This is a genomic window from Kitasatospora sp. NPDC004614 (assembly GCF_042873675.1).
Taxonomy (GTDB): domain Bacteria; phylum Actinomycetota; class Actinomycetes; order Streptomycetales; family Streptomycetaceae; genus Kitasatospora.
The window spans coordinates 225243-248413 of the sequence record NZ_JBIALR010000005.1; the positions used below are offsets into that span (position 1 = coordinate 225243).

Genomic DNA, 23171 nt, shown 5'->3' on the forward strand with positions numbered 1-23171 from the left:
GTACGGGCTCCTGACACACGTCCGGGCTCACTCGGTGGACGCGCCCAGAATCGTGCCGACCGCGTACGTCACACCCATGGCGATGGCGCCGCCCACCACGTTGCGCAGTACCGCCCGGCGCGGATCCGCGTCACCCAGCCGGGCGCTCTTCCAGCCCGTGAACACCAGCGCGGCCAGCACCGCCACCACGGTGATCCAGATCCGGTACGAGGGCGGCGGCAGCACGATCGCCAGCAGCGGCAGCAGCGCACCCACCGTGAACGCCGCGAAGGACGCCCACGCGGCGTGCCACGGATTGGTCAACTCGTTCGGGTCGATGCCGAGTTCGGCCTCCGCGTGGGCGCCGAGCGCATCGTGCGCGGTGAGCTGCACCGCCACCTGGTGCGCCAGCTGCGGATCCAGGCCCTTCGCCTCGTACAGGCCGGCCAGCTCCACCAGCTCGGCCTCCGGCGTGTGCCGCAGCTCGTGCCGCTCCTTCGTCAGCGCCGCCTGCTCGGTGTCCCGCTGGGTGCTCACCGACACGTACTCGCCCGCAGCCATCGACAGCGAACCCGCCAGCAGGCCCGCCAGACCTGCCGTCAGCAGCTGCGTCGAGGTGGCGTTCGCGCCGGCCACGCCCACCACCAGGCCAGCCGTCGACAGCACACCGTCGTTCGCGCCGAGCACCGCCGCGCGCAGCCAGTTCAGCCGCCCGCCCAGCCCCGGGTCGTGCGCCTCGTCGTGATCGGCCGGGCCGAGCCCGTGAGAAGCGGTCATGCCCCCAGTCTGCCCGCCGATCCCCGGGCGGACCCGTAGCGGCGGCCGGACAGCGGAGAACGCGTCGCCGGCGGGCGGCTCAGGCGGTGGCCGGGCGGAGGCTCAGGCGGTGGCCAGGCGGCGGGTCAGCTCGCGGTGCACCTGCCGGGAGGTCAGGCCCAGCGTGTGCAGGGCGATCCGGCCCGGGCCCTGGTGGTCCTGCTCCAGGACGCTCAGCAGCAGCCGCTCCGTCAGCAGACCCGCCCCGGCCGACGGGTCGGTGAGCCGGCGGTACACCCCCTCCGTACTCGAGGCGAACGGCGGGAACTCGCCGTCCGGCACCGGGAACCGCCACCACTTGTGGCCCTCCCACGCCTGCGCGATCGCCGACTCCAGGGCCTCCTGCGAGACCCCCAGCCCCGCGAGCACCGCCGCCGCCGTGTCGTCCACGGCCGTCAGCGCCAGCAGCAGGTGGCCGGTGTTGGTCTCCCGGTGCCCCAGCTGCCGGGCCCGTTGCAGGGCCCCGTCCAGCAGCGCGTCCGATTCGTCCTCCGCCGCCTGCGCCTCCTCGCAGCCGGCCTCGGTCGGGTCCGCCGCCGCGAGGTAGTGCTCCACCAGGCGGTGGCCCAGCTCGGTCAACTGCCTTGCCAGGCGCTGTGCGTGCGCGATCCGCTGCATGTCCCCGGCGCCCGCCGTCTCGGCGTCGACCCGGGCCACCCACCCCGCAAGATCCAGATCTGTCATGTCCACCAGGCTGCCCGGGGCCCGCCGCCCGGTCAAATCCGCCCGAGGAATGGTCAACGGCGCCCGAGAGCCGTGCTGTTGGAGGTCAGAGCGTGGTCGGGTCCGGGTGGCCCTGCGGGCTGCCGGTCCACCAGTTCCCCGGCGCCTCGGGGTCGCGGCTGCTCCAGTACTCGACGATCGCGGTGACGAACTCCTCGGCGGACAGGGCGCCGTCGCCGTCCCGGTCCAGATGCGCGAACGCGGAGTCCGCGTCGATGCGCCGCAGCTGCGGGAAGTGGCCGTGCTGGAAGGCGAAGAACTCGTCCGCGTCCAGCCGCCCGTCGCCGTCCGCGTCAGCGATCGCCAGGAACGCCCGCGCCAGGCCGCCGAGCACCGCCTCGGCCGCCGCCGGATCGTCCGCCAGCGCCGCCGTGGACTCCAGGAACTGCGCCCGCCCGATCGCTCTTACGCCGGCGGGCAGTTGGGGCAGATGAACCTCGCGCCAGATCGCCAGGTACGCGTCCATGATCCGCTGCTCCTGCGGCGATCCGGCCGGGTGCCCGAGCGAACGTGCCACCGACCGGCCCATCAGGACGTGGTCCTGCTCGGTCAGCAGGCCGTCGCCGTCCGCGTCGAGGTGGTCGAAACCGTGGGCGATCTTGGCGATGAGCAGGTCTTCGGACATTGATGACCCTCCGCTGGCCGGAAATTGACGGAGAGTCAGTTTAGGTGATGGGGTGGGGGCGGGGCTTGACCTCAAGCGCGCTTGAACTTTTAGGGTCGGACGTACCGCAGTGATCGACGAGACGGGGAGGGCCCGGCCATGGAGTACTCGCACAGCGACGCCGAACTGATCAAGCAGCCCATCGGCTACTGGAGTTGGGCGGCCTACAATGCGGTCGTCAGCCGCACCCGGGGCGCGCTGGCCGAACTCGGGCTCACCCAGCCGCAGTGGTGGGTGCTCGCCCAGCTGAACAACCCCGACGGGCCGCGCGTCCGCACCGAGGTGACCGACCTGCTGCACGGCTACCTCGACGCCGGACGGGAGGTCATGGAGGCCGAGATCGAGGGGACCGTCGAACGCGGCTGGACCACCGAGTCCGACGGCCGGCTCGCCCTGACCCCCGAAGGCCTGGCCGTGTTCACCAAGGGCGCCGCCCGCCAGGACGAACTGTGGGCGGAGCGCCACGCCGGTATCTCCGACGAGGAGTACCTGACCACGATCAAGGCCCTGCAGCGGTTCATCCACAACACCGGCGGCCAGGCCTGGCACCACTGACCGGCCGGCTCCCGCGCCGTTCCGGCACCCTGGCGGTAGGCTCGGCCGAACGAGGGTGCCGGACGGGGGAGTTGTCGATGCGTGACGCAGAGGATCCGGCGACGGACGCGCGGATCAGGGCCTACGGGACGGCCGCCACCGCGCTCGCGCTGCTCGGCGACCGGCAGCTCGGCGAACTGCTCGCCGCCGCAGGGGAGTCGGCGCCCGGTGGGTCCGGAGTCGGCGGGCGGACCGGCGCGCTGGAGATCGACGGGATCCGGGTGTTCGTCAAACGGGTGCCGCTCACCGACCTGGAACTCGCGGCGGGCAACGTCCGCAGCACCGCCAACCACTTCGAACTGCCCGGGTTCTACCAGTACGGCATCGGCTCCACCGGCTTCGGCGCCTGGCGCGAACTCGCCGCGCACACCCTCACCACCCACTGGGTGCTCGACCGCGCCCACGAAGGCTTCCCGCTGATGTACCACTGGCGTGTCCTGCCCGACACCCCGGCCGACGGCTTCCTGGACCAGTTCGGCGGACTCGACGCAACTGTTGCCCACTGGGACGGGCACCCGGCCGTGCGCAGGCGGCTGGAGGCGCTCGCCGGCGCCACGCACAGCCTGGTGCTCTTCCTCGAACACTTCCCGCACACCCTCGCCGACTGGCTGCACCACCACCCCGACCGCACCGGCGCCCCGCACCACTGGGCGGCGGGCGAACTCGCCCGCGGCGCACGGTTCATGAACGAACGCGGCTTCCTGCACTTCGACGCGCACTTCACGAACGTGCTCACCGACGGCCGCCTGATCGCCTTCGCCGACTTCGGCCTCGCGCTCAGCGAACGCTTCGACCTCACCCCCGCCGAGCGCCGCTTCCTCGCCGACCACCGCGGCTACGACCGCCACTACACCGCCAACCACCTGCTCCAGCACCACCTGCTGGACCGCTACCGCGGCGACACCGCCCGGACCGACTTCCTGCGCGAGTGGCTCGCCGGACGCCGCCCCGCCACCGTCCCCGCACCCGCCGCCGACCTGCTCGACCGGCACGCCCCGACTGCCGTGGTGCTGGACGGCTTTCACCGCCGCCTGCGGGCCGAGAGCAAACTGACGCCCTACCCGCTCGCCGAACTGGAGCGGGCCTACACCCCCTGACGCGCGTCAAGAAGCAATCGCGGCAGCCGACTTGTCCCAGTTGTCGTGCAGCCGGTCCAGGTACGACCGGGCCTCCGGGCCCGGGTGCGCGCCGCGCGCGAACGCCAGCATGTTGCCGGCGCCCGTGTTGTAGCCGAGCGCCATCAACTCGTTCCGGTTGTACGACGCCGACCACTTCGCGGGCAGCTGCGCCGAGAGGTCGTGCAGGTGCCAGGCGGCCGCCCGGACCGCCAGCGCCGGGTCGTCCGGCAGGTCCTCCCACGGCCGGTCGGCGAACGGGCGGCCCTGGCGGGTGTCCTCGTACGCGGCGCGGTGCATGTTGGCGACGCCGAACGAGGCCTCCGGCTTCATCTTCTGCCAGGCCCGCTCGACGTCCGGCCCGTGCGGCTTGTACGACTCGTTGAACAGGATCGCCATCAGCAACTGGGGGTCGACGCCCGCCTCGGCGGCGTACTTGCGCACCTCCGGGGCGAACCGCGGCGGCGCGTAGTCGGCCGAACCCCGCGGTGTGGACGAGGACTCCGGCGAGGGGTCCTGCGAGGCCGGGCCACTGGCCGAGGCCGCGGGCGGGGTGGCGGACGGGGACGCGGAGTCGTCGCCGCGTTCGTACACCCAGATCGCGAGGACCGCCAGGGCCAGCACCGCCCACGGCCATTTCGCGCCGCGCTCCGCCACCGCCGGGCCTCCTTCTGTTCCGGGCCGCTGCCCGGCCGCCGGTCCGTCGCCGACCGGCGACCGTGTCCTGCCGACGGCCTGCCGCGTTCTGCCAGGTGTCGCTCACGGCGGGTGGCCCGCCGCGACGACCTGGGGGTGAGCTTACGTACCCGGACGGGATTTGTATGCTTCGCTCCAACCTCTACATGCGTGTAGAGGAACCGAACGGCGTCCGGTGCGCGTCTGTCAGGCCGAACCGGCCGAACGTCGCGCCGACGACGCGGCAGTGGACAAGGGGTGACCATGACGGGGCGAAGGCCAGCGGGCTCGCGCAGCGGAACGCCGCTGTGGCGGGACGAGAACGGGCAGCGGGCGGCTGCGCCGACCCCCGAACCGAGCGGGCGCCGGGCGAGCGAGCGTCCGGTACCGGGCCAGCGTGCCGTGCGGCGCACCGCGGAGCAGCGGCGTACTGCGGAGCAGCGGCGCCCGGCCGGCGGACGACCGGCCGGCGGGCGCGGGGCGGCCTCCCGGCGGGCCGACGGCCGCCGGGAGACGGCCGCCGCGCCGAACCGGATGCCCGCGGTGCTGCCGGCGCTCGGCCTGCCCGTACTCGGGGCGCTCGCCGACGAGATGTTCGGCGACGGCCTCGGCTGGCTGTACGCGACGTGCGCGGTGGTCGGTGCGGCGATGGCCGCGCTGGTCGCGACCCGGCGCGGCTGGTGGTGGATCGTCAGCGGGGCGCCGGTCGTCACGCTCACGGTGGCCTGCGCCGTCGACTACCTGGCGCACGGCGACCACTACCAGGGCGCCGGACTCGCCACCCAGGGCCTGAAGCTGGTCAGCGGCCAGTTCTGGCCGATGATCGCCGCCCTGGTCGCGGCGCTGCTGGCCGCCGCCGTCCGCACCCGCCGCACCCGGAAGGTCCACCATGGCTGAGCAGCGCAGCACCCGCCTGTCCCGCACCGCCCCGCTGGTGATCGCCGGCCGCACCGTCGCCTGCGGCGTCTCGCTGGCCGTGCTCGCCGTCAGCGGCTTCGCCTGGTACACCGTCAACAACCTGAACGGCGTCACGCGCTCGCACGCGCTCGACGAGGCGAAGAAGGACGCCCCCAAGCACCTCGACAAGTCCATCAACATCCTGCTGATCGGCCTGGACAGCCGGAAGGACATGGACGGCAACGACCTGCCTAAGGAGTTCGTCCAGGACGAACTGCACGCCGGCTCCAGCGAGATCGGCGGCTACAACACCAACTCGCTGATCGTGCTGCACATCCCGCCCAGCGGAAAGGTTCAGGCGGTGTCCATCCCGCGCGACGACTGGGTGCAGACCTACGGCGCCGACGGCAAGATGCACAAGGTCAAGGAGGCGTACGGGTACGCCAAGGACGCCGCCGAGCAGAAGCTGCGCGCCAAGGGCGTCAAGGGCGCCGACCTGGAGCACCAGAGCCGGGAGGCCGGGCGCTCCGCCACCATCCAGACCGTGCAGAAGCTGCTCGACGTCCCGATCGACCACTTCGCCGAGGTCAACCTGCTCGGCTTCTACGACATCGCCAAGGCACTCCAGCCGATCACCGTCTGCCTGAACAAGCCCGTCAACGACCCGATCGTCTCCCGGGTCACCGACAGCAAGGGCAACGTGATCAAGCCCGGCGGCGGCACCGGCCTGCAACTGCCCGCCGGCGAGAGCCAGTTGGACGCCGCCCAGGCGCTGTCCTTCGTCCGCCAGCGGCACAACCTCACCAACGGCGACCTCGACCGCACCCACCGCCAGCAGGCGTTCATCGCCTCCGTCGAATACAAGCTCAAGCAGCAGGGCGTGATGGACGATCTGGGCAAGATGCAGTCGCTGCTCGACGTGGTCAAGAAGGACATCGTGATAGACGACGACTGGCAGATCCTCGACTTCGCCCAGCAAGCCCCCAACCTCACCGGCGGGAACGTCGAGTTCAACACCCTGCCGATCGACAAGTTCGCGAACATCGGCGGCCAGGAGGTCAACCAGGTCGACCCGGTCAAGCTGCGGCGCATCGTCAAGCAGCTGTTCGGCCAGGCCACCGACCCCGCGCCCGCACCCGCCGCCACCAGCGACGCGCCCACCACCGCGCCGCCCGCCGACGCCGCCAACACCACCGTGGACGTCCTCAACGCCTCGTCCGTCACCGGCGCGGCGGGGGACGAGTCCAAGGCGCTGGTCGCGCTCGGCTACCGGGCCGGGAAGGCCGCCACCGCCGACGCCAAGCCCAAGACCACCACCGTCAAGTACGGCGCCGGGTCCAAGGACGCCGCCGAACAGATCGCCGCCCGCTACGGCGTCACCGCCACCGCCGGGACCGGCGTCGCCGCCGGCCACGTCCAGGTCACCCTCGGCACCGAGTACACCGCCCCCGGCGGAACGGCCACCCCTGCCGACCCCAGCCCCAGCGCGACGCTCCAGATGCAGGGCCCGCCGGTCAAGGCCGGGGGAGTGCCCTGCGTGGACTGACACCCCACCCGAACAGAAGAACGGCCCCCGCCAAGTGGCGGGGGCCGTTCTCGCAGGTCGACCGCCGTCTACCAGGGCGTGGCGGCCTTCACCAGGAGGAGCAGGGCCACCGCCGCGTTCAGGGCGAAGACCGCCGAGGCGGCCGTTCCCGCCGCCGCGACCATCGCGGCCAGCCCGGCCGGGCTGGCCGGCGGCGGCCAGGACAGGCCGAGCGCCGGGCTCAGCAGCGCCGTCACCCGGCGCGGGACCGGGCCCGGCGCGGCAAAGGCCGCGAACGACGGCGACGGACCGGCGGACCGGGTGACGAGGGCCGCCCGGGCCACCGCGCGGGCCGTCAGCCGGCGGTCACCCACCGAACCCGCCGCCTCCTCGTCCGCCCACCGCTCCGTCGCATAGCTGATCGCCTTCTGCAACGGACGCAGGAACGGATTCACACAACTCGCCAACTGCGCCGCCAGAAGGTAGCGGTGATGCCGGTTCGCCAGGTGCGAGCGCTCGTGCGCCAGCAGCGCCCGCTGCTCGTCCAGGTCCAGCGAATCCATCATCGCCGTCGACACCACCACCCGGCCGGGCACCCCCGGCACCGCGTACGCGTACGGCTCGGCGTCCGGCAGCACCACCAGATCCGAATCCAGCGGCATCGGCGCCAGCGCCCGCTGAGCCCGCGCCCGGATCCGCAGATGACGGCGCAGCGAACGCGAACACGCCGTCAACACCGTCACCAGACCGACCACCGCGGCCGTACCCACCTCCTCGTGGAACGGCACCGCCGTACGGATCTCAGGATCCGACCAGTTGTCCGGCAGCGGGTTGCCCGGAATCTGCGCGGTGCCCACCACGAACAGCAACCCCAGCGCCAGCGTGCTGCACACCGCCATCGACACGCCGATCCAGCTCAGCAGCCGCACCGCGTTGCGCGGATGCAGATGATGCTCGGCCAGCCGCGCGATCGGCCACGACGTCAACGGCAGCACCAGCGGAAGGAAGACGAAGAAGCCCATCGATCACCGCCCGCTGCCCGGGCCCGCGCCGTCCTGCGGCGGGTCCGTCGCGTTCAGCAGCGAGCGCAGCAGCTGCTCGTCCTCCGGCGTCAGCGCCGTCACGAAACTCGCCAGCACCGCGTCCCGGTCCGGCTCGGTGTCGAGCAGCCGGCGCATCCGCCGGGCCGTCAGCCCCGCCGCGTCCGCCGCCGCCGACCACACGTACGCCCGGCCCACCCGGCTGCGCGACACCGCCTGCTTCGCCAGCAGCCGCGACAGGATCGTCATCACCGTGGTGTACGCCAGCTCGCCGCCCAGCTGCTCCTGCACCCAGGACGCCGTCACCGGCCCCGGCGCGCCGTGCAGCACCGTCAGCACCTCGGTCGCCAGCTCGCCCTGCCCGCGGCGCCGACGGCCGCCCTCCTCGCCGTCACCGGACTCGCCGCTGTCCGGATCGAGGCCCGCCAACTCCATCGGAGACTCCCTCCGCCGCGGCCGCCCCGCGCTCGACATGGACTTCATCACCCCCATCCTAGGGGCCGCCCGTTCCCGCCCGGGGTTGGGAAAGGATTGGGAAAGCGTTTACCGGCGACCGGTTAGGGTGTGCGCCACCCGTGGTGATCGTTTACCGCCGCGCCCCACCCCCCACCCCGTTCCACCAGGAGAGATCCCGTGTCGCACCGCCGCGCCCGCACCTCACCCCGCCGCCCCCGCGGCCGACGCGCTGTCCTGCTCTCCGCCGCCACCGTCCTGGTGATCGGCAGCGGCGTCGCCGTCCTCGCCGCCACCAGCAAGGACCACCCCGCCCCGCACGCCGCCGAACCCGCCGCGAGCACCCCCACCGGCACCGACACCACGCCCGCGCCCGGCGACAGCGCCTCCGCCTCCGCCTCGGCGTCCGCGTCCGCGTCCGGATCGGCCTCCCCCTCGGCCTCGGCCTCACCGGCGCCCTCCGGATCCGCCGCGGCCTCCGCCGGCGGCTCCGCCCCCGCGCCCACCCGCAACGCCGCACCCGCCGCCAAGCCCGGCACCGCACCCGCCACCTTCACCGGACTCGCCTTCGACACCTGCACCGCCCCCGCCCTCGCCACCATGACCGCCTGGCACGGCACCTCCCCGTACGGCGCCGCCGCCGTCTACATCGGCGGAAAGAACCGCGGCTGCGCCCAGCCCCAGCTCACCGCCGGCTGGGTCAGCTCGGTCAACTCCATCGGCTGGAAGCTCGTCCCGCTGTACGTCGGCGCACAGCCCCCGTGCCAGACCGGCAGCAGCCCCGAGAAGATCACCGCCGACACCGCCACCACACTCGGCGCCAGCGACGGCAACGACGCCGTGGCCAAGGCCGCCGCCCTCGGCATGCGGGCCGGCAGCACCCTCTACCTCGACATCGAGGCGTACAACACCGCCGACACCGGCTGCGCCGACGCCGTCCTCGCCTACACCCAGTCCTGGAACCGCGCCGTGCACAACTCCGGCTACTGGGCCGGGTTCTACGGCTTCGCCTCGTCCAGCGCCGCCGGCATCGCGCAGGCCGCCGGCGCCCCCGACCTGCCCGACGCCCTCTGGTACGCCCGCTACGACGGCGCCGCCGACACCACCGGCAGCTTCCCGTTCGCCGCCGGCCTCTACACCGGCCACCGCCGCGCCCACCAGTACCAGGTCAACCAGAAGGAGAGCTACGGCGGCGCCGCCCTCACCGTGGACCGCAACGCCTGGGACGCGCCCGTCGCCGTCGTCGGATGAGCCTGCGGGGACGGTGAGTTGACGGCACGTCCGGCGCCGTGGACTACCGTCCCCGTATGCACAGTGACACCACGGACCCCGGCCTGCGGGCGATGGCCAGCACCGCCGGATACGCCGACGCCGCCGAAGCCCTGGTCGAACAGTACGAGAGCGTGAGCTTCGCGGAAGTCCACCGCGAAACGCTCCACCTGTACCCGGCCGGGCCCGCCGCCGTCCTCGACATCGGAGCCGGCAGCGGACGCGACGCCGCCGCCCTTGCCGCCGCCGGCCACCGCGTCACCGCCGTCGAACCCACCGCCCCCATGCGCGAACTCGGCCGGGCCCGGCACGACCGGCACCCCATCGACTGGGTCGACGACGCCCTCCCGCACCTGCCCGGCCTCACCGCCCGCGCCGACCGCTACGACCTGATCCTGCTCACCGCCGTCTGGATGCACCTCGACGCCGAACAGCGCGCCACCGCCATGGCCACCCTGGCCGGCCTGCTCGCCGACGACGGCCGGATCGTCCTGTCGCTGCGCCACGGCCCCGTCCCGCCCGGCCGCCGGATGTTCCCGATCGACGCGTCCGAGACCGTCGCCCTCGCCCGCGCGAACGGGCTCGCGCCGCTGCACCTCGCCCGGCGCGAGGACCCGCACGCCAGGGCGGGCGTCAGCTGGACGTACCTCGCGCTGCACGCCGACCGGACGTCAAGTGCCGCCCCCGGGAGGCAGGGTGCGCCGGGCCTGGACGAGGACGGTGTCAGCAGGTCGTAAGGTGGAGACGCCCGGCGCCCGGCGGGTCGGCCGCGCGGCGTCGGCACCCATCACCGGCACGGCCACAACGGCCGAGCACCGAGGGAAGGACGACCTGCGCCATGGCAGCTGACATCCGGGTGGAGTTCCTGGGGGACCGCGAGTACCTGGTCCGGGTCGAGGAGGGGGCGGCCCAGGCCTCCACCCAGATCCGGGTCACCGACACCGTGCTCGAGCGGACCGGACTCCCCGAGGCCGACGAGCGCCGGGTGGTGCACGAGACCGTGGCGTTCCTGATCGAGCGCCAGCCCGTCATCGACATCCCCCCGATGATCGACCTGGACGACCTCGCCGACGCCTACGGCGACAGCTACCTGGAGGAGCTGGAGCGCCGCCTCGGCCGCTGACCGGGAGGAGAGGGCGGCCGGAGCCTTTTGGCCCGGCCGTCCGACTTGGGCGGGTATCCGACGAAGCGTCGGAAAATGGTTCGACAGGGGGCCGGGCGGGCTGGCAGGCTGCGGGCCATGAGCTACCGAATCGAGCCTTCCGTTACCCGGTGAGCGCCACCGACCAGCGCCCGCCGGCCGTCCTTCACGACCACGCCCGGCTGCTGCTGAGCGACGCCCTCCCACCCCGGGGCGGCTACGCCCTGCCCGGCCCCGCGGCCGACAACGACCGGTCGCGGCTCACCAGGGACGAGGCCGAGCACGCCGTCCGCGCCGCCCTCACCCCGCTGCCGGGCGATGCCGGCACCGTGCACCACCGCCTCGCCGAGCTCCGGCTCGCCGCCCGTCACTTGCCCGCCATCATGACGGTCGTCGACCAGCTGGTGTTCGACGATGCGGCGGCAGCCCGTGAGCTGGGGCGGCAACTGGTGCGCACCGCCACGAGCGTGCCCGCAGCCGCCGTCGGCATCACTCTGCTCGGCCGCCTCGGCGACGCCACGGACGTGTCCGGCGTGCGCGCGCTCGGCACCCTCCGCCCGCTCGGCGGTCCGGCCGTCCGCGCCCTCGACCGGCTCGACCGCCCCACCGCCGCCGCTCTCTCGCTCGCCCTCGACAAGCACCCGGAGGACGTGCAGCCGCTGGTCGACGCGCTCTGGACGGGCGACCGACCCGCCGTCCGCACCGCCCTCCGCGCCCTGCCCGCCACCGTCCCGCTCTCCGCCGGCACCGCCCGCCGGATCACCGAAGCCACCCACCTGCCCGACCTGCTCGACCGTCACCCCGACGACAGCGAACTGCTGGCCGTCGCCGCTCACCTGCTGGTCCGGCTCGCCCACTCGCACGACGACCCCACCGAACTGCTCGCCCACCCCGACGCGCCGCGCCTCTACGAAACCGTCATCGCCCGCGCCGCCCAGCTGCCGCACACCCTCGACACCGCGGCCACCCTGCTCTCCCTCGCCCTCGACCTGTCCAGCGGCACCGCCGTCCTGCTCGACTGGTCCCCCGGCCGGCGCGCCGAACTGCTCACCGCACTCGACGCGTTGACCGCCGCGTCCGCCCACGTCGCGTACCGCCGGGAGCGCGACCGCGTACAGCGGCGGCGCGCCATGTGGATCCGCCGCACCGGCCGCCACCCGTTCGAACACCCCGCCGCCCCCGAGCCGATCCGGATCGAAGTGGTGGCCACCGACCCGGTCGAACGGCTGAGCCTCGAGACCCGGGTGCTCATCGACGGCCGCCCGATCGTCCCCGCCCTGTTCCGGGACGGCCCCGCGCTCACCCCCGCCCTGCTGCTCGACGAGGGCCGCCTGCGCGCCCGACCCGAGCCGCACGAAGTCCAACTCGCCGAAGCCACCTGCACCGGAGGCTGCTGCGGCGAACTCTTCGTCACCATCCGGCGGGACGGCGAGCAGGTGGTGTGGGAGAACTGGCGCCGCACCATGGGCGGCCGGGCGGCCTTCGACCCGCCCACCCACCGCTTCAACGCCGCCACCTACGACGCGGCGATCGCCCGGGCCGAGGCCGACGCGTCCTGGATGTGGCACGCCCGCGACATCGCCCGGCTGATCAAGGCCGCCCTGATCTCACGGCCTGAGCTGATGCGCCGCTGGGACGCCGAACGCGGCTGGATCGGCACCAGCCCCGACGAGCCCGACACCGTGGAGATCCTGTTCTGGTACGTCCCCGGGCAGGGCAGCGGAAACCCCGACCGGCCCGACCGCCCGCTGGGATTCCGCTGGACCGTCAAGGACGACGGCTCCCCGCCCGAGTCCCAGGCCGCGACCGTCCTGCGGCGGCTGGCGGCGGAGGACCCGAAGCGCTACGCCAAGGTGGTCGCCGGGAGCAAGGGACGCGCCGAGGAGCTCGGATACGCCTGGCCGTATCCCAATTGACTTTCCGTCAGGGATTCCTGTCCCAGGCATCGGATGAAGTGTCCGGCTCCACCGGGATTGCGGGATTTGCGCAGGTGAGGGCAGGTCCCGCAGGCTCTACACATGAGCACACCCGTGTACCGGGGCCCCGCCCTGCTGCTGGCCGACGGACTGGAGATCCCGGTCCAGGCCGACCTGACCGGAAACGTCCCCGAACTCGGCCTGCCCGGCTGGACCGGCATGCTGGAGAGCGCGGACACCCGGTTCAGCGCGGGCAACGTCCGGTCCGGGCGACTGCGACTGCCCGGCGGCTGGGAAGGCGGCTTCGCGGTGATGCGCCGGCTGCTCGGCGTCTCCACGGTGTGGATCCGGGGCAACGACGTCGAGGCGTCACCGGCGGACTGGCCCACCGCCTGACAGCGCATCGACGGCGTGGCGGCGTGGCGGGGGCGCTCGGGAGGCGCGGGGCGCGCGCGGGCGGCGCACGGCGTGCAAGGCCGGTGCACTGCAAATCCGAGTGGACCAACGGCGAATCGCTGTCGCTCACCGGGGTCGGCACGCTACGGTCTGTGCTCTGGAGGTGGCCGATGACTGAGCAGCAGACCTGCCCGGGCTGCGCCGGGGCTCGCGGCACGGAGAAGACCGAACACTCCGTGGAGACCGACGGACAAGGGTGGCAGCAGCCCGTGCAGCGCACCTTCTGGTCGCCGTGCACGGTGTGTGCGGGCTCGGGGGTGGTGCACCGATGAGGCTGGTCTTCGTCTGCCAGAGCTGCGGCTGCCACTACCTGGTGCCACCCGCCCTGCACTACCCGGACGGCGGCCGGGCCAGCGCCGTCTGGTGCTCCGTCTGCCAGCTCGCCGCGGCCCGCCGCGGCGCCAGCGAACCCACCGAACTCGCCGCCGTTGCCGTCCTCTTGGCCGTCCGCGCCTTCAAGGCCGCACTCGCCGCCCGCCCCACCCGCGACCAGCCCCGCCCCGACCGCCGCCCCACCCGCCCCAGCACAAGCTCCCGCGGCCGCACCCGCCCCACCACCCGCACCCGCCTGGCCTGAACAGGGGCCGGGGAGCGGGAAACCGCTTGGGACGGGCGGAACGTGACGCGTACGCTCTCGGAGCATGTGCTACCACGCGTTCAACGGCGCCTTCCGGCACTACGTGTGCGTCACGTGCCGGCTGGCCTTCAAGGGGAGCACGTGGCCGATCAGGGAACGGGTCTGTCCCGGCTGCCGGGGGCAACTCGTCTTCGCCGGTTACGACTTCGCCGCGCCCCGGCGGCGTGACACGAAAGCCTGGTCCGTCGTGGCGGCCGTGCTCGCGGAGGGGCTGACGTACGACCACCGGCCGGGGTGCGGCTGCTCGCGGCTTCCGTCGTTCCGGCCCCGGACCAGGGCCCAACTGCGGGTCCGGCGGCGCGCGGCCGCGCGGCTCGGGGTGCCGCTCGCGGTGACGCTCGCGCGACGCGACGCGTTCACGCCGGAGGCCCGCGACGAACAGCCGCCGGTGGCGGCGGCCGAGCGCGAGATGCCCTGAGCGGGTCGTGCAGCAAGGCAGCGTCGCGTCATGGTCGGCCGCCGAGCCCCAGTTTCCGCACTCCGAACGGCGAGAAGGTCATGTGGGCGGCCCAGCCGTGCACGATGAGCGCGATCTGCGAAGGCACCGGCGTTACCGGGTAGACGACTCTGCCCCGCGACCAATTCGCCAGCAGGCCCTCGGTGGTGTCGACGGCGGTGACCACCATGGTGACCCGGACATCCTCGTCGCCCCAGGTGTTCCACAGAGCCCAGCCCTCGGTCCTGGCCTCGACGCCGAGGCGGGCGCACGCCTGCTCGTAGGTCTCCGTCATGCCCAGGGGCATCGCCCCGGGGCGCAGCAGGAGGACGCCCGCGACTTTCAGCCCGGGGCGGTCCTCCTCGTCGAGGCAGCCGTCCCCGGGGAAGTGGTAGTGACGACGCGCTCGGGCCAGTGCGTTCACCGCGCGCTGCAGGCGAGTCGCCTCTTCTGCTTCGGGTTCGAAGGACAGCCAGCCTTCGGCCGACGCGGCGTTCGTCACTGCGGCGGCGAGACGCTCGATCTCCCGTAGGTGTTCGAGTTCGGAGAGTTCGGGTCGTGGCACGGTGGTGAGTGTCGCAGCGGCGCACGGCCCTCGCACTCCAATTTCTCCGGACAGGGCAGGAGGTCAGGCCCGGCAGCCGGCAGCCGCCGCCTCGGTGACGAACCGGTCGAGGAGCGCGGTGACGCCGTCGAGCGCGGGCGCCCAGGTCGTCGGGTCGTCGAGGTCGAAGCGGACGTCGCCGCCGGTGCGGGACGCGGTGCGGACGGGCAGGCCGTCGGCGGACAGGCGGCGGGCGATGCGGCGGTCGGTGGTGCCGGTGCCGCCGAGAACCAGGACGTTCTTCATACCCTCAGCCAACCCGGCCGGTGCCGGACGATTTATGGGAGATCGTCGCGAAAACCTTTGTGATCGTCTAACGTGACGTCACATGGACGTCCTGAGCGACCTGCTGCACCGCGCCCGCGTCACCAACGCCCAGGTCCGGCAATTGGTCCGGCGGGCCCCGTGGTCGATGACCTTCGCCGATGCCCCGCCGCTCACCGTCGTCGCCACCCTCGGTGGCCGGGCCGCGGTGCGGCTCGACGACGACCCGCAGGCCGGGCACGTCCAGTTGGCCGCCGGAGACGTCGCGCTGATCAGCGGCACCGCGCAGTACACCATCGCCGACTCGCCGGAGACGCCGCCGCAGGTCGTCGTCCGCGACGCCGATGCCCCCGCTCGGCATCCGCTCGCGCCGCGCACCCGCGGCGACGGGCTGCCCGGCGCCACCACGCTGCTGCGCGGCGCCTACGAACTCCATGGCGACGTCGCCGAACGCCTGCTGGGCACCCTCACCCCGCTCGCCGTCGTCCCCGCCGGGCCGCGCACCCGCGCCGTCCTCGACCTGCTGGCCGCCGAGACCGCGCACGAGGCACCCGGCCAGGACGCCGTGCTCGAACGGATGCTGGACCTCGTCCTGGTGCTCGCCCTGCGCGAGTGGTGCGCCCGCCAGGACACCCGAGTGCCGTCCTGGCACCGGGCGCTGGCCGTCCCCGCGATCGGCGACGCGCTGCGCCTGCTGCACGAGAACCCCGCCCGCCGCTGGACGGTGGCCGAACTCGCCGCGAAGGTCGGCCAGTCCCGGGCCACCTTCGCCGCGCACTTCACCGCCGCCGTCGGCGAACCCCCGCTCGGCTACCTCACCGGCTGGCGGATGACCCTCGCCGCCGACCAACTGCGCGACACCGACCGCACCGTGGCCGCCGTCGCCCGCGACGTCGGCTACGAGGACGCGTTCGCCTTCAGCACCGCCTTCAAACGCGCCCGCGGCGCGAGCCCCGCCAACTGGCGCCGCGCCCAGCGCTCCTCCTGACCGCCGGCTACATGTTCGGCCGGCGGACGGTGCGCGGGCCCAGGGGAGTGGCGCCCAGAGCGGTGACGCGCTCGCGCAGGCCCCGATCGGCGGTGACCACCAGGCAGCGGCGGGACGGCTCCTCGGCGACCAGGTCGACGATCCGGTCGTCACCGCTGCCGGGAGCGGACTCCACCCGCACGCCGGGCACCGACTCCACCCCGCGGGCGGCACCCTCCACCACCAGAACGACCGTCAGCGGGCCCGGCAGCTCCGGCAGCCCGTCGCGGGCGACCATCACCAGTGAGTCGCGCAGCCGCTCCGCCGCCCCGCGCCGATCGCGCCACCAGCCGTCCGGGACCGAGCCGACCACGTTCGCGCCGTCCACGATCAGCAGGGGCGGCGGCTCGGTCTCGTTGTTGTTCTTCACGAGCGTCAAGAGTGCCACGGCGCGGGCAGATGGAGGAGTGGTGCGATCGGGGAAAAGGCGGAGTGAAGGGGCATTTGACTGCTGGTGCGGACCTGTAGTTACCAGGAGGTATTGTCTGTGCGGCAATCCCGCACCAGCATTTCGTTTTTTTGATCGGACCCCCCTCTCATGAATCACGGCACCATGGCCCACCTCGACGGTTTTCAGTACGGGTGGGTGAACCCGGTCGTCGCGTATGTCATCGCGTGCGTGGGCGCCGCCATCGGACTGCGGTGCACGGCCCGGGCCATGACGCTGCCACAGAAGAAGCGGGCCGGCTGGCTGGCGCTGGCGGCCGGTGCGTTCGGGTGCGGAATCTGGTCGATGCACTTCATCGCGATGCTCGGATTCATGGTCGACGCCTCGACACTGGTGTACGACATTCCGCTGACGCTGCTGAGCCTGCTGGTCGCGGTGGTCGTGGTCGGCCTCGGCATCGGCTACGTCGGCTACCGGGGCAGCGGCACCGGCACCCTGCTGATCAGCGGCGTGCTGACGGGGTGCGGCGTCGCGGTGATGCACTACCTCGGCATGGCCGCCATGCAGGTCGAGGGCAAGGTCTCCTACGACACCCTGCTGGTCGTCGCCTCGGTCGCGATCGCGATCGCCGCCGCCACCGCCGCGCTGTGGATGACCCTGCACATCAAGGGCCTGACGGCGGCACTCGGCGCGGCGCTGATCGCCGGCATCGCCGTGGTCGCGATGCACTACACCGCGATGGCCGCCGTCACCGTCACCCTGGACGGCCGGGCCGGCGGCGCCGGCGTCCCCGCCTCGCAGTTCGCCCTGCCCGTGGCCGTCGGCATCGTGGTGGTGCTCGCCGTGGCCGGCCTGGCGATCGCCTTCTCCCCGCAGGACCCCGAGCCCGGTACCGGCCCGGCCGCCGAGCCGATCCGGGTCGACCTGTTCGGCCAGGAGCGCCGCTGAGACGTGCCCTACGGGCGGTCGCGACAGGCTCCGCGACTGCAACGGGGTGCCGCCCCCCGCCTCAACGCCGCCCCGCCTCAACGCCCCCCCGCCTCAACGCCGCCCGCTCCGGGCGGCGTTCGGCGTTCACGTGGTCAGGGCCTTCCAGTCACCGTCCACCGGTCGCCCGGCCGGGCCTCGATCAGCCCCTCGGCCGCCAATGCGCGCAGAACGGCCACGACCGTCGGCCGGGCCGCGCCGTACGTCTCGGCGATGTCGCGCACACGCGGCAACTCCGTCATCGTCGGGTCGGCGGCGATCTCCGCCCGAAGCACATCGCCAAGGACGACCAACACCCCGCTTCGAACTTCCTCCGACATGTCGTCACTCCATTCATCGGCCGGCTCCGGCTGAACCGAACGATGCACTGCCGTGCAGGCCCGCGTCCAGAGCCGCACCGGGGTCGGCAGCGTCTGGTCCGCCGGCGTTCGCCCGCCGCCGTCGGCGACGCGTTCGGGGTGGTGGAGCTCAGCTCGAAGTGACGGACGGCGCGGGCGAGTCGATGGCGACGGTGCTCGCGGTGCCCAGCCGGGCCGCGCTGAAGTGGCGCTGTGCGTACGCGGCGACGGTGGTGGCGGCGCCCAGGGCGAGCCAGCCGAGGGGGCCGGTCGCGAGGACCGCGCCGGTCAGGAGGAGGGGGCCGGCCGCCTTTTCGGTGGACTGGGCCATGCCGGCCACGCCGAGGTATTCGGGGCGGGCCCGTTCCGGGGCCAGGGCCACCGAAAGCTCCCAGGAGACCACCGAGCGGATCAGTTCGGCGAAGGTCACCAGCACCGCCGCGACCAGCAGCAGCGCCGAGGCGAGGACCGGCCCCGTCCCGTACGCCGCGGCGGCCGCCGCGCAGCAGCCGAGCAGCGTGAAGCCGTACACCGGCACCGCGCGCACCGCCTGGCGGGGCGTCCGGACGGCGGCCGAGACGCGGAGTTGGGCAGCCACCACCAGCACGGTGTTGATCGCCAGGAAGGCCGGGACGAGTGCGTGCGGCGCGTGGGTGGCGTGGATCAGCCACAGCGGCAGGCCGACGTTCAGGATCGCGTCGTCGATGGTGAGTGCGCAATCCAGGGCGACGAAGCGCAGGTAGCCGCCGTCGCGCCACGGGCTCGGGCGGGGCCCGGTGCCGGCGTCCGGGGTGGGGTGCCCGGATCCGGCGACCACCCGGCCCTCGTGGCGCGGTTCCCGGATGCCCGCCACCAGGCCGGCCGACAGCAGGAAGGAGAGCACGTCCGCGAGCAGCAGCGCCCGGTACGCGGCCGGGGTGCCGACCGCGAGGCCGATCGCGGCCAGGCCCGCGCCCGCCGCGTAGCCGGCGTTCATCGCCGTCCGGGACAGCGCCCGGTACACCGAACGCCGGTCGCCCGCCGCGTCGGTGGCGAACAGCATCTCCATCGCGCGGGCCGCCCGGTCGCCCAGCGCGGTCACCGCGACCAGGGCCAGCAGCGCGCCGAACGAGGAGCAGAGCAGTATCGCCGCGAGCGCCACCGACCGCAGCAGGTGGCACCCGATCAGCACCGGCCGGCTCCCGAGGCTCGCGGCCAGCCGCCCGGCGAGCGGCGAGCCGGCGATCCCGGCCACCGAGGCGACGCCGAGCAGCAGCCCGACCTGGCCGGCCGTCAGCCGCTCCACCTCGGTGAAGTACAGCACGCAGGCCGCTGCCCACACCCCCGACCCGGTCCGGTCGGTGAACACCGTCAGCAGCATGGTCCGCCCGGCCGCGCCCCCTGGCGGGTTGCGCAACTGGGCCAGCAACCCCGCCCCGCCGTCCCTGCTTCCCGTCGCCATCGCCGCCACCCCGTCCACGCCGTCGTTCTTCCGTACCGGGAGCACTCTGCCGGAGAAGTCTCTCGATATCAAGATGCTTGATGTCGAGATGTTGTGCGACGGGGGTGCGGCGGAAGTGTGGCATTGACGGTGTGTGATGCCTGGGGCGTTCACCCACGCGTGGACCCGCAGGGCGTCGAGGTGGCCCGTTCGGTTCGACGCACCGAGTAGTCGCGCCGGTGCCCCGGACCCGATCGGGTCCGGGGCACCGTATGCGGAGGGTCACTCGGGGAGCAGGTTGTACTCGCTCAGCAGCTCGCCGATCTCCGAGGTCTCCAGCCGCTTGTTCAGCCGCTTGCGCAGCGCGTGCGGGCCGGGCAGTGCCACCGGCTTGCCGTCGCGCAGCCGGCTCGCCGCGTTCAGCAGCGCCCGCACGTCGTACGTCGAGTTGAACACCTCGGGGATGCCGCGCTCCACGCCGAGCAGGCGGTACGCGGCCTCCATGCCGGTGCGCACCGAGTACTCGGTGGTGAAGATGCAGTCCCGGTCGCCGGCCTCCGCGAACTGGCCGATGAAGGCGAAGTTCACCGCGCCCGGCGGCACCACGTCCGGCCGGTCGCCGGCCTGGCGGGGCATGAAGAACGACGTCACGTACGGCATCATCACCGGCACGCACTTGGCCGCCTCCGCCGCCAGCTTGTCGATGTGCTCCACCGGAACGCCCAGGTGGTACAGCCACTCGCGGGTGATCTCCTCGCCGGTGCACTCCTGCATCGGCTTCTTCACGTAGTCGCCGGGCACGTCCACGAACAGCGAGTACAGCCACACCACGATCTGGTCCTTCGGCTGCTGCTTGAAGTGCGGCTGCCGGTTGACCGTCCAGCTCAGCAGCCAGGACGAGTCGCGGGCGGTGACGATGCCGCCGGTCACCACCCGGCCCGAGAACGGGTCGCGCTTGCAGACCTTCTGGATGTACTCCGGGATCCGGTGGTCCAGCGTGGTGACCGTCGCCGACTCCCACTTGGTCTGCGGGACGTGCGCGCCGAACACGTCCGGACGGCCGAAGTCCGGGTGCTTCGCCGCGATCCGCCGCCACAGGTCCCAGGCCGGCGCCGGGCCCTCCTTCAGCTTCGCCGGGGTGTGCTGGTCGCCGTTGTCGGAGTTCTCGGTCAGCGAGCCGATGGTGGTGAACAGCAGGTCGTCGGCGGTCAGTTGAACCCCGCCCGGCTCACCGCCGGAGACCCAGTGCAGCGCCGTCGCCTGCTTCCGGCCGTCCGTGAAGGAGAAGTCGACGTCGGTGACCTCGGTGTCGTACTGGAACACCACACCCTGGTCCATCAGCCACCGCACCAGCGGCAGCACCAGCGATTCGTACTGGTTGTACTTGGTGAACTTCAGCGCCGAGAAGTCTGGCAGACCGCCGATGTGGTGCACGAAACGGTGCAGGTAGAGCTTCATCTCCAGCGCCGAGTGCCACTGCTCGAAGGCGAACATGGTCCGCCAGTACAGCCAGAAGTTCGACGACAGGAAGTCCTCGCCGAACACCTCGTCGATCCGCTTGCCCTCCATCTCCTGACGCGTCGCCAGGAACACCTTCAGCAGGTCCCGCTGCGCCCGGTCATTGAGCGCGAACAGGCCGTTGGTGCCGGCGTCGCGGCCCTGCTGGTGGGTGACGCGCTGGAGGGAGAAGTTCGGGTCGTCCTTGTTCAGCCAGTAGAACTCGTCGAGGACACTGGCCCCCTCGATCTCGATCGACGGGATCGAGCGGAACAGGTCCCACAGGCACTCGAAGTGGTTCTCCATCTCGCGGCCGCCGCGGACCACGAACCCGCGCTCCGGCTCCTTGATGCCGTCCAGCGCGCCGCCCGGAATCCGCTGCTGCTCCAGGATGGTGATCCGCTCGCCCGCCAGTTGTCCGTCCCGGACCAGGAACGCCGCGCCCGCCAACGACGCCAGCCCCGAGCCGACGAACCACGCCCGCTTGCCGTCCACTCCCGCGGGCTTGCGCGGCCGGGCGAACGCCTCGTAGTTGCCGCTGCTGTAGTACATCGACGCACTCCCTCATCCGTTCCACGGGCCGACCAAGATCGCTGGCCCCAGGTCCCACCCAACCCGTCCTTACATCCGCGCGCACGGCGGGTTGCCCGCATTGCGCCGTCTGGGTGAATTTGGCTGCCGCAGGGTTCCGGCGGATCCCGCACCGGGCATTGGCATGCGCCGCACCGCTGCCTAGGGTCGAAGGCAGCCGCACGCGGACAGGGGGACACCGTGACCGGACACCACGACCTCAGCGAACCCATCGGCCACTACCTGCGCCGGACCGCCCTCACCAGCAGCCACGGCGCCCTCTACTTCACCGACCGGCACGGCCACCCGTTCCACCTGCGCTCTGCCCACGACCCCGACCGCTGGCAACTGCCCGGCGGCGACACCCGAACCGGCGAAACCCCCTGGCAGAGCGCCCGGTCGAGGGCCCGCGAGCAACTCGGAATCGACGTCGAAACCGAACGCCGCCTGCTCGCCGTCCTGCACCACGCACCCACCGCCCAGCGGCCACTCGCCGCCACCGACTACGTCTTCGACGGCGGCACCCTCGACGACGACCAACTGCACCGCATCCGCCTCACCACCGCCCACACCGACTGGGCCGTCGACACCCTCTGGCGCTGGCGCAACCGGATGCGACCCCAGGACCACCGCCGGCTGATGCTCGTCGACCGCGCCCGCCGCGCCCGCACCACCCTGTACGCCGAGGACACCGACCCCGGCGCCGACGCCTTCGAAGGCGTCCTCGTCCTCGTCACCACCCCCGCCCGCGACCGCGTCCTGCTCAACCTCCGCGACGACCACCCCGGCATCGCCTGGCCCGGCCACTGGGCCCCCATCGGCGGCTGGCGCGAAGGCCACGAGAACGCCCACGACTGCGCCACCCGCGAAATTCGCGAAGAAGCCGGCATCACCGTCACCGCGCTGCGCCCACTCGACGCGCCGCGCCACCCGCTGATCGCCGACACCACCACCGTCCTGCACGCCGTCTACGACGGACCCGAGGGCGCCCTCGTCCTCGGCGAGGGCCAGGCCGTCCGGCTGGTGCGCCGGGAGGAGATACCCGCCCTGCGCACCCCGCCGTACCTGGCGCACTACCTGGCCCACCTCTGACGCGCCACTACACCTCCTGGACGACCACGCCGTCCGCGTCGCACAACCGGATCCCCAGGCCGAACTCCTCGCGCAGCGCCGCCGCCTGGGCCGGGGTGGCCAGCAGGTGGAGGTCGTCCCCGCAGGTTTCGTCGGCGGGGACGGGGTGGAAGACCCGGGGGTCCGCACCGCCCGGCTCGAGGTCGCCGATGCCCAACTCGATGGCCCCCAGGTCGAGGTAGTCGTCGGACGGCTGGTCGATCCACCACGACTTCGCCACGCCGTTGACCTTGAAACGGAGCTCCCGGGTGTCGCCGATCCCGCCGACCAGTTCCACCCCGGTGACGGTGACCGCGCCGCCGATGATCCGTGCCGCGTTCCTGAGGACGGACTCGTAGGCGCCCTCCGCGAAGTCGACGTCCTCGCCGTGCGCCCGCACCGCGACGCCGCACTCGTCCAGCACCCCGGCCAACTCCTGGGCGCGCCGCTCCGGTCGGGGCTCGCCCCAGGCCGCGGTCGACGCGACCTGCTCGTCCGCCGTCTGACGGTCGATCATGCCGAGTTCGTGCAGGCGCACGACCAGGCGCTGGTAGGTGTTCATCCCCGTGTTGTTCTCCATGCTCGGGATCCTGACATCCCGTTAGGACAGGGCAGGCACATGTTCCGTGG

The 23171-nt window shown here is 72.9% G+C and carries 28 protein-coding genes; 15 read left to right on the top strand and 13 right to left on the bottom strand.

The features are described from left to right. Positions 1–27 precede the first annotated feature (27 nt). From ACFYST_RS14970 to ACFYST_RS14980, 3 genes are all read right to left on the bottom strand, one after another. Positions 28–756 carry a VIT family protein gene (locus tag ACFYST_RS14970; RefSeq protein WP_387649502.1) on the bottom strand — a complete coding sequence of 243 codons (729 nt, stop codon included), beginning with the start codon at positions 754–756 and terminating at the stop codon, positions 28–30. A 102-nt stretch (positions 757–858) separates the two neighbouring features. Beyond that, entirely contained in the window at positions 859–1479 is a 621-nt protein-coding gene (locus ACFYST_RS14975) for a Clp protease N-terminal domain-containing protein (protein WP_387862367.1), read from the bottom strand. Between the two features lie 85 nt (positions 1480–1564). After that, positions 1565–2143 carry an EF-hand domain-containing protein gene (locus tag ACFYST_RS14980; protein ID WP_387862370.1) on the bottom strand — a complete coding sequence of 193 codons (579 nt, stop codon included), beginning with the start codon at positions 2141–2143 and terminating at the stop codon, positions 1565–1567. A gap of 138 nt (positions 2144–2281) precedes the next feature. Here ACFYST_RS14980 and ACFYST_RS14985 point away from each other — a divergent pair, with 138 nt between their 5' ends. Together ACFYST_RS14985 and ACFYST_RS14990 are read left to right on the top strand one after the other, a co-directional pair. Continuing rightward, the gene (locus ACFYST_RS14985) at positions 2282–2737 is read left to right on the top strand and encodes a MarR family winged helix-turn-helix transcriptional regulator (RefSeq protein ID WP_387862371.1); all 456 of its coding nucleotides are present in this window, start codon (positions 2282–2284) and stop codon (positions 2735–2737) included. Between the two features lie 77 nt (positions 2738–2814). Beyond that, positions 2815–3873 (top strand): protein kinase family protein, encoded by a 1059-nt coding sequence (locus tag ACFYST_RS14990; RefSeq protein ID WP_387862374.1) that lies wholly within the window; start codon positions 2815–2817, stop codon positions 3871–3873. A 6-nt stretch (positions 3874–3879) separates the two neighbouring features. Here ACFYST_RS14990 and ACFYST_RS14995 read toward each other — a convergent pair whose 3' ends face one another. Beyond that, the gene (locus tag ACFYST_RS14995) at positions 3880–4548 is read right to left on the bottom strand and encodes a transglycosylase SLT domain-containing protein (RefSeq protein WP_387862377.1); all 669 of its coding nucleotides are present in this window, start codon (positions 4546–4548) and stop codon (positions 3880–3882) included. 282 nt (positions 4549–4830) lie between these two features. On the opposite strand from ACFYST_RS14995, the gene ACFYST_RS15000 reads away from it, so the two are divergent. Together ACFYST_RS15000 and ACFYST_RS15005 are read left to right on the top strand one after the other, a co-directional pair. Then, positions 4831–5463 carry a DUF6542 domain-containing protein gene (locus tag ACFYST_RS15000; protein WP_387862380.1) on the top strand — a complete coding sequence of 211 codons (633 nt, stop codon included), beginning with the start codon at positions 4831–4833 and terminating at the stop codon, positions 5461–5463. Beyond that, on the top strand, positions 5456–7009 hold the full coding sequence (locus ACFYST_RS15005; RefSeq protein ID WP_387862382.1) for an LCP family protein: 1554 nt from the start codon (positions 5456–5458) through the stop codon (positions 7007–7009). The genes ACFYST_RS15000 and ACFYST_RS15005 overlap by 8 nt, the downstream gene beginning before the upstream one ends. Before the next feature lie 68 nt (positions 7010–7077). Here ACFYST_RS15005 and ACFYST_RS15010 read toward each other — a convergent pair whose 3' ends face one another. Together ACFYST_RS15010 and ACFYST_RS15015 are read right to left on the bottom strand one after the other, a co-directional pair. Beyond that, positions 7078–8010 (bottom strand): M56 family metallopeptidase, encoded by a 933-nt coding sequence (locus ACFYST_RS15010; protein ID WP_387649481.1) that lies wholly within the window; start codon positions 8008–8010, stop codon positions 7078–7080. Positions 8011–8013: 3 nt separating this feature from the next. Next, a complete protein-coding gene (locus ACFYST_RS15015) occupies positions 8014–8463 on the bottom strand; it encodes a BlaI/MecI/CopY family transcriptional regulator (RefSeq protein ID WP_387862385.1) in 450 nt (149 codons plus the stop codon). Between the two features lie 198 nt (positions 8464–8661). Between ACFYST_RS15015 and ACFYST_RS15020 the strand changes: the two genes are divergently transcribed. The 8 genes from ACFYST_RS15020 to ACFYST_RS15055 all read left to right on the top strand — a co-directional run bounded on the left by ACFYST_RS15020 (position 8662) and on the right by ACFYST_RS15055 (position 14318). Further along, positions 8662–9732 (top strand): glycoside hydrolase domain-containing protein, encoded by a 1071-nt coding sequence (locus ACFYST_RS15020; RefSeq protein ID WP_387862388.1) that lies wholly within the window; start codon positions 8662–8664, stop codon positions 9730–9732. 56 nt (positions 9733–9788) lie between these two features. Further along, the gene (locus ACFYST_RS15025; protein ID WP_387862391.1) at positions 9789–10487 is read left to right on the top strand and encodes a class I SAM-dependent methyltransferase; all 699 of its coding nucleotides are present in this window, start codon (positions 9789–9791) and stop codon (positions 10485–10487) included. A gap of 101 nt (positions 10488–10588) precedes the next feature. Next, a complete protein-coding gene (locus ACFYST_RS15030; RefSeq protein ID WP_387649467.1) occupies positions 10589–10873 on the top strand; it encodes a hypothetical protein in 285 nt (94 codons plus the stop codon). Positions 10874–11022: 149 nt separating this feature from the next. After that, a complete protein-coding gene (locus ACFYST_RS15035) occupies positions 11023–12807 on the top strand; it encodes a hypothetical protein (RefSeq protein ID WP_387862394.1) in 1785 nt (594 codons plus the stop codon). Positions 12808–12909: 102 nt separating this feature from the next. Beyond that, positions 12910–13203: a hypothetical protein gene (locus ACFYST_RS15040; protein WP_387649461.1), complete on the top strand. Its 294-nt coding sequence runs from the start codon at positions 12910–12912 to the stop codon at positions 13201–13203. Positions 13204–13373: 170 nt separating this feature from the next. Next, positions 13374–13535, top strand: coding sequence for a hypothetical protein (locus ACFYST_RS15045; RefSeq protein WP_387649458.1), 162 nt, complete (start codon positions 13374–13376; stop codon positions 13533–13535). After that, positions 13532–13840 carry a hypothetical protein gene (locus ACFYST_RS15050; protein WP_387649456.1) on the top strand — a complete coding sequence of 103 codons (309 nt, stop codon included), beginning with the start codon at positions 13532–13534 and terminating at the stop codon, positions 13838–13840. The genes ACFYST_RS15045 and ACFYST_RS15050 overlap by 4 nt, the downstream gene beginning before the upstream one ends. A gap of 64 nt (positions 13841–13904) precedes the next feature. Then, on the top strand, positions 13905–14318 hold the full coding sequence (locus ACFYST_RS15055) for a hypothetical protein (protein ID WP_387862397.1): 414 nt from the start codon (positions 13905–13907) through the stop codon (positions 14316–14318). 28 nt (positions 14319–14346) lie between these two features. Here ACFYST_RS15055 and ACFYST_RS15060 read toward each other — a convergent pair whose 3' ends face one another. After that, complete coding sequence (locus ACFYST_RS15060; protein WP_387862400.1) at positions 14347–14901, bottom strand: hypothetical protein; 555 nt, start codon at positions 14899–14901, stop codon at positions 14347–14349. 63 nt (positions 14902–14964) lie between these two features. Further along, on the bottom strand, positions 14965–15186 hold the full coding sequence (locus ACFYST_RS15065) for a hypothetical protein (protein WP_387649448.1): 222 nt from the start codon (positions 15184–15186) through the stop codon (positions 14965–14967). An 82-nt stretch (positions 15187–15268) separates the two neighbouring features. Between ACFYST_RS15065 and ACFYST_RS15070 the strand changes: the two genes are divergently transcribed. Beyond that, complete coding sequence (locus tag ACFYST_RS15070; RefSeq protein WP_387862403.1) at positions 15269–16192, top strand: AraC family transcriptional regulator; 924 nt, start codon at positions 15269–15271, stop codon at positions 16190–16192. A 7-nt stretch (positions 16193–16199) separates the two neighbouring features. Here the strand turns inward: ACFYST_RS15070 and ACFYST_RS15075 are convergent, their stop codons facing one another. Next, entirely contained in the window at positions 16200–16601 is a 402-nt protein-coding gene (locus tag ACFYST_RS15075) for an NTP pyrophosphohydrolase (protein ID WP_387862604.1), read from the bottom strand. A gap of 168 nt (positions 16602–16769) precedes the next feature. Between ACFYST_RS15075 and ACFYST_RS15080 the strand changes: the two genes are divergently transcribed. Beyond that, entirely contained in the window at positions 16770–17567 is a 798-nt protein-coding gene (locus tag ACFYST_RS15080; protein WP_387862406.1) for an MHYT domain-containing protein, read from the top strand. 134 nt (positions 17568–17701) lie between these two features. Here the strand turns inward: ACFYST_RS15080 and ACFYST_RS15085 are convergent, their stop codons facing one another. From ACFYST_RS15085 to ACFYST_RS15095, 3 genes are all read right to left on the bottom strand, one after another. Continuing rightward, entirely contained in the window at positions 17702–17926 is a 225-nt protein-coding gene (locus ACFYST_RS15085) for a GntR family transcriptional regulator (RefSeq protein WP_387649438.1), read from the bottom strand. 148 nt (positions 17927–18074) lie between these two features. Next, positions 18075–19430, bottom strand: coding sequence for an MFS transporter (locus tag ACFYST_RS15090; RefSeq protein ID WP_387862408.1), 1356 nt, complete (start codon positions 19428–19430; stop codon positions 18075–18077). Positions 19431–19646: 216 nt separating this feature from the next. Then, positions 19647–21413 (bottom strand): oleate hydratase, encoded by a 1767-nt coding sequence (locus ACFYST_RS15095; protein WP_387649434.1) that lies wholly within the window; start codon positions 21411–21413, stop codon positions 19647–19649. Between the two features lie 219 nt (positions 21414–21632). Here ACFYST_RS15095 and ACFYST_RS15100 point away from each other — a divergent pair, with 219 nt between their 5' ends. Then, a complete protein-coding gene (locus ACFYST_RS15100) occupies positions 21633–22523 on the top strand; it encodes an NUDIX domain-containing protein (RefSeq protein ID WP_387862411.1) in 891 nt (296 codons plus the stop codon). A gap of 7 nt (positions 22524–22530) precedes the next feature. On the opposite strand, the gene ACFYST_RS15105 is transcribed toward ACFYST_RS15100, so the two are convergent. After that, positions 22531–23121, bottom strand: coding sequence for a hypothetical protein (locus tag ACFYST_RS15105; protein WP_387862414.1), 591 nt, complete (start codon positions 23119–23121; stop codon positions 22531–22533). Positions 23122–23171: the final 50 nt, after the last annotated feature.